The organism is Algoriphagus sp. NF, assembly GCF_028823735.1.
GTDB classification, from domain to species: domain Bacteria; phylum Bacteroidota; class Bacteroidia; order Cytophagales; family Cyclobacteriaceae; genus Algoriphagus; species Algoriphagus marincola.
Map to the genome: position 1 here is coordinate 1 of NZ_JAPEIB010000071.1, position 4,609 is coordinate 4,609.

The following is a 4,609-nucleotide window of genomic DNA, read 5'->3' on the forward strand; positions in this document are numbered from 1 at the left end:
AGAGATACCATACCAGTTACTAGTGATGCGCCTGCTTTAGTTGTAGCTGGAACCTACGATCCCATCACTGCGCCAGAATACAGTAGAATAATGCACGACAGATATAGTAATAGTTATTATTTCGAATTTCCAAAGGTAGGACATGGTGTTTTTATTACCCCCTGTGGTCAGAAGATGCTAAAAGAATTTCTAGAGCAACCAGATAAACAACCAAATGACGAATGCATACAAAGTCTGGCGTCAACACCTATACCTTTTACCACGTCCATCTATGCAAACTCTAAGGTAAGTTCGCTTATTAAGAAGGTCGCTATAGATAGAAATCTGTTATGGATAGTCATACTTTTTTTTCCTTTTCTTTTGGCTTTGATATATATTTTTCGGGAAGTTTTACGTGTCATTCGAAAGAAAACATATAGTGCTCTGAGGACTGCTTTATTCCTATCCATCATATTCTTCCTAGTCGGATTAGGTTACTACATGCTCGCTACTGTAAATCTGGGTGGTCTCACACTCTTTTTTGGTCTTGTTGATGAAGCATGGTGGCTACCGTGGTTTAGTTTGGTAATCATTATCTTAGGAATATTGCAACTGTACCGAATGATCAAGGAATCGAAATACACTTTTTGGAATTTCGGGGCCATTATGTCAGCAGTTTTAATTCTTATCACTGCTTTTGGTTATGGGATTCATCTATTTTAAACAATCGCTGTGCACAACATCGGCTTCCATGAATAATCAAAAGTTCATTTTTTAGCAATATTTCTTTGTTTTGCCTGCCCGTCCGGTCAGGCGGGGCTGCCCGACACTCTGGCGGGGCTGTAATTAGGCTGGTTGCCTTCTTTTTGGTCTGCCCTCCGAAAGTAGGACTGATTGGAAGAAGTCAGGAATGAAAAAGGCCCTCCTTACAGTTAGTTAGACCACTAGCCTTATTCCTTTTCCATCTCATTTAGCTATTTTGAGCCGAATAAGAAATTTTACCCGAATTACTAAATTAACACATGCAACAGATTTCTTTTTGGCGAATATGGTTCATGGTAGGCTTTCTGATAGCGATTTCTACAAGCCTCCAAGCGCAGGAAGCCGAGCTCACACTGGATGACCTCTTTGCAAGGCCAAAACTGACAGGAACAAGCCCGTCTCAACCTGTCTGGGCACCGAACAGCGAGTACTTTGCCTTTTCATGGAGCGAACCAGGAAACTCTGGGCGTGGCCTCTGGGTATCCTCCAATGATGGAGAGGAAATCCGCCTCTTCTCCAATACGAAATCCCCGTCAGTACGCGATATAGTCTGGACCGACGCAAACACCATCCTCAGCCTGCGAGGTGAACAGCTATGGCAGACATCAGTCAGCGAAGGGGTAGACCTTCAGTTGATGCCGGTCGAGGCAGGTGCGAGTAATCTTTCGATATCGCCAAGCGGTAAGCAAGCGGCATACATACAGAACGGTGACCTGTGGCTTGCTGACCTCTCTTCCAAACAGAATCGCCAACTCACCGAGATCGGCATCGCCCCTCTCTCTAGCTTAGCAAAGGGACGCTACAGCCGTGCGGAACGTGAAATCGGCCCGGGCATCTGGAGTGGACCAACTTACAAATGGTCCCCGGATAGCAAGACCATCGCGATTCATGTGGTGGACAGACGGGAGATGCGGAAGGTGCCGTTCCCGGATTACCTCGATGCCGAAACCAATCCCAACGAGGTACGTCGAAGTTATCCCGGTGATCCAAACGAAATTCGAAGGGTTGGCCTACTCGATGTAGCAAGTGGCAACATCAGATACCTCGATTTGCCGGACCCGCATGCGAATCAGGTCATCGACTTCAACTGGTCACCGGATGGGGCTTTGCTTGTGGATATCGCATCCGATACGGCGGTTGAACGGAAGTTGTTCGTCCTGTCACCTGGAGAAAGCCAAGTGAAAGAGATTTGGAGAGGCGTTCGGGAAAGCCGCATGTACACATCCTTTGGATCTTCCTGGCATCCGGATGGACAGCAGGTCGTTTTCTTAAGTGATTTGGGTGATCGCTATGGACTTTATACGATCGACTCCTTATCTTCTAAGGACCGCCCGCAGCTCCTTACCGATCCATCCTATGATGTGCTCTCCTCCCCCATTATTGCTGGGGATGCACTTTTTTATGCCGGCAACGGCGTGAATCCCTACGAACAACACGTGTATCGATTGAAAATGTCCGATGGTGAACCCGAGCAGTTGACGCAGCTTGCTGGACAGAATATTGGCTATCCTTCACCGGATGGCAAGCACTTGGTGTTTATGCACAGCAACGATACCTCACCACCCGAGCTATACGTGGCAGGAAGCGAGGATGGTACTACTAAGAAAATCACCCATTCACCCTTACCCGCCTTCACGGAGCGAACCTGGACTGCTGCGGAATACGTTAGTTTCCCCAGTTTGGTAGATGACTATACGCTTCATGCACGGATTCTGAAACCCACCAAAATGCAGCCCGGCAAGAAGTATCCAGTACTCTTCGGGCCCGTGTATTCGAATACAGCTAGAAACCGCTGGGCAGGTAACTACAGTCTTGTACAGCAGCTGTTGGTTAAGAAGGGGTACATCATCGTGCAGGTAGATTCACGGGGTAGTAATGGATATGGGAGGGCATTCCGTGAAGAGTTCCTACTGGGCTTTGCTGATCAGGACATTGAAGATTATGCGAGTGCCGTTGCCTACATGGAGTCCCTGGATTATGTCGATCCCGATCGAATCGGCATTTGGGGCAGTAGTTATGGGGGTACACTCTCAGTTTATTCGCTCTTGATGAAGCCAGGCTTATTCCAAGTGGGTGTAGCTGCTGCGGCGGCTGTGGATCCGATGTTTTTTGGTACGGACGATGTGGCTATAGTACGTACCCCACAGACAGATCCGGAGATCTTCGAAAGAAAAGCCCTCAATTATGCAGCAAATCTGCAAGATAAACTCCTGTTTATCCACGGTATGCAAGACCATGTGGTACCCTTTAAGACTGTGGCCGTGCTAGCGGAAGAACTGATCAAACAGGGCAAGGACTTCGATTTTGCCTTTGCACCAGGAGCGACGCATGGGTGGAGCCGAGAGCAGCATTACGATCGCTACCTGTTTGGTAAGCTAATCGAATACTTTGACCGGCACCTAGCCGAGCCGTCAAAGTAAATACCTGACAGCCGACAGTCCGGGATTCCATCCCAACCGACATTCCGGGACAGGCTGTCGCATTTAAAAATCAAATGATAAACAGATGAAATCGAGCATGACGTACCCGTCACATCGAGGTATGACTATAATTTCGAGATTTCATGTGACCGCTAAAAACAAATTATAAACACATGAAAGTCTGCATTGCACAAACGAAATCCGAAAAAGGAAATATCCAAAGGAATATTGAAAGCCATTTGGAGTTGATCAAGCGTGCAATCCAATTAAAAGCTGATTTGATCATCTTTCCTGAATTGTCTATTTCAAACTACGAACCCGAATTAGCCGAGGAATTAGCGACAGACATCAAAAGCACTATTTTTGATCCATTTCAAGAGCTTTCCAATAAAAATAAAATAGCTATTGGAATCGGAATGCCAACAAAAGCAACCGAGGGAATCAATATCAGTATGTTGATTTTTCGATCCAATAAAGAAAGGACAACTTATGCCAAGCAACTATTACATGCGGACGAGCTCCCTTATTTTATAAGTGGCAAAAACCAAACTATTTTAACCATAAAAAGAGTAAAAATCGCCGTGGGGATCTGCTATGAGACATTGCAAAAAGAACATTTCCTAAATGCCAAAAATCAAGGAGCCGATATTTACATTGCCAGTGTAGCCAAACCAAAAAGCGGAATTGAAAAAGCATACCAACACTTTCCTGGCATTGCAAAGGAGTTCAAGACGCCCATATTGATGTCAAACTGTGTGGGGCATTGTGATAAATTTATGAGCGCTGGACAAAGTGCTGTTTGGAACAAAAAAGGTGAGTTAATCGATCAACTTGACGCCACTAATCAAGGACTTCTGATTTTTGACACTAAAACAGAGCAAGCTGAAAAAGAAATAATAGCCACCAAAAACATGGTATCAAATGAATAATCAAAAATTCATTTTTCAGCTATAATTCTTCTTATAGCCTTCCTGACGTTCAGTCAAAGTTGTATTTGATCTTTCTAAGACGGACAGGCTTGATTGCCTTCTTTTGGCCTACCTGCTGCAACCAAGATTGATGAAATGAAATCAAGAGTGATCATAGGGATGCACTGCGGGTGATGGCTAAATTTCAAAGCTGTGCGATATGGATATACTTGGCGAAATGACTCGAACTACAGGTAAGTTCAATAAACAGCAAATTCTTCCAAACCTCTTATAGTGGATATTATGAATGGAAGAAGCAATGAATCCTTTAGCAAATCATTGTATGGAGAATCATTGGAAAATTGGAGTTACAGAAACATGTGGTGGCATAATGGGAACGAGCCCGGTGCCTTTGCCGCAAGAGGAGTTCATGGGCAAACCATATATATTGACCCTAAAGCCGAAATGGTAATTGTAAGATTTGCTTCCCATCTTAAAGCAAAAAACTCTAAAATTGATCCAACTAGCCTGCCAGCTTAT

The 4,609-nt window shown here is 44.9% G+C and carries 3 protein-coding genes and 1 pseudogene; all 4 read left to right on the forward strand.

Annotation, left to right across the window (positions count from 1 at the left end):
* A partial coding sequence (locus OU792_RS18140) for an alpha/beta hydrolase (RefSeq protein ID WP_274670992.1) occupies positions 1 to 702 on the forward strand: 702 nt, incomplete at its 5' end.
* Between the two features lie 674 nt (positions 703 to 1,376).
* On the forward strand, positions 1,377 to 3,161 hold the full coding sequence (locus OU792_RS18145; RefSeq protein WP_274670994.1) for a S9 family peptidase: 1,785 nt from the start codon (positions 1,377 to 1,379) through the stop codon (positions 3,159 to 3,161).
* A 173-nt stretch (positions 3,162 to 3,334) separates the two neighbouring features.
* The gene (locus tag OU792_RS18150; RefSeq protein WP_274670993.1) at positions 3,335 to 4,090 is read left to right on the forward strand and encodes a carbon-nitrogen hydrolase family protein; all 756 of its coding nucleotides are present in this window, start codon (positions 3,335 to 3,337) and stop codon (positions 4,088 to 4,090) included.
* 273 nt (positions 4,091 to 4,363) lie between these two features.
* A pseudogene (locus OU792_RS18155) lies at positions 4,364 to 4,609 on the forward strand (6-aminohexanoate hydrolase); the annotation flags it as partial.

What these genes read in the sequence shown, in the direction of transcription:
- OU792_RS18150 (WP_274670993.1), top strand. Translation starts at nt 3,335, where the DNA reads ATGAAAGTCTGCATTGCACAAACGAAATCCGAAAAAGGAAATATCCAA.
- OU792_RS18145 (WP_274670994.1), top strand. Translation starts at nt 1,377, where the DNA reads ATGCCGGTCGAGGCAGGTGCGAGTAATCTTTCGATATCGCCAAGCGGT.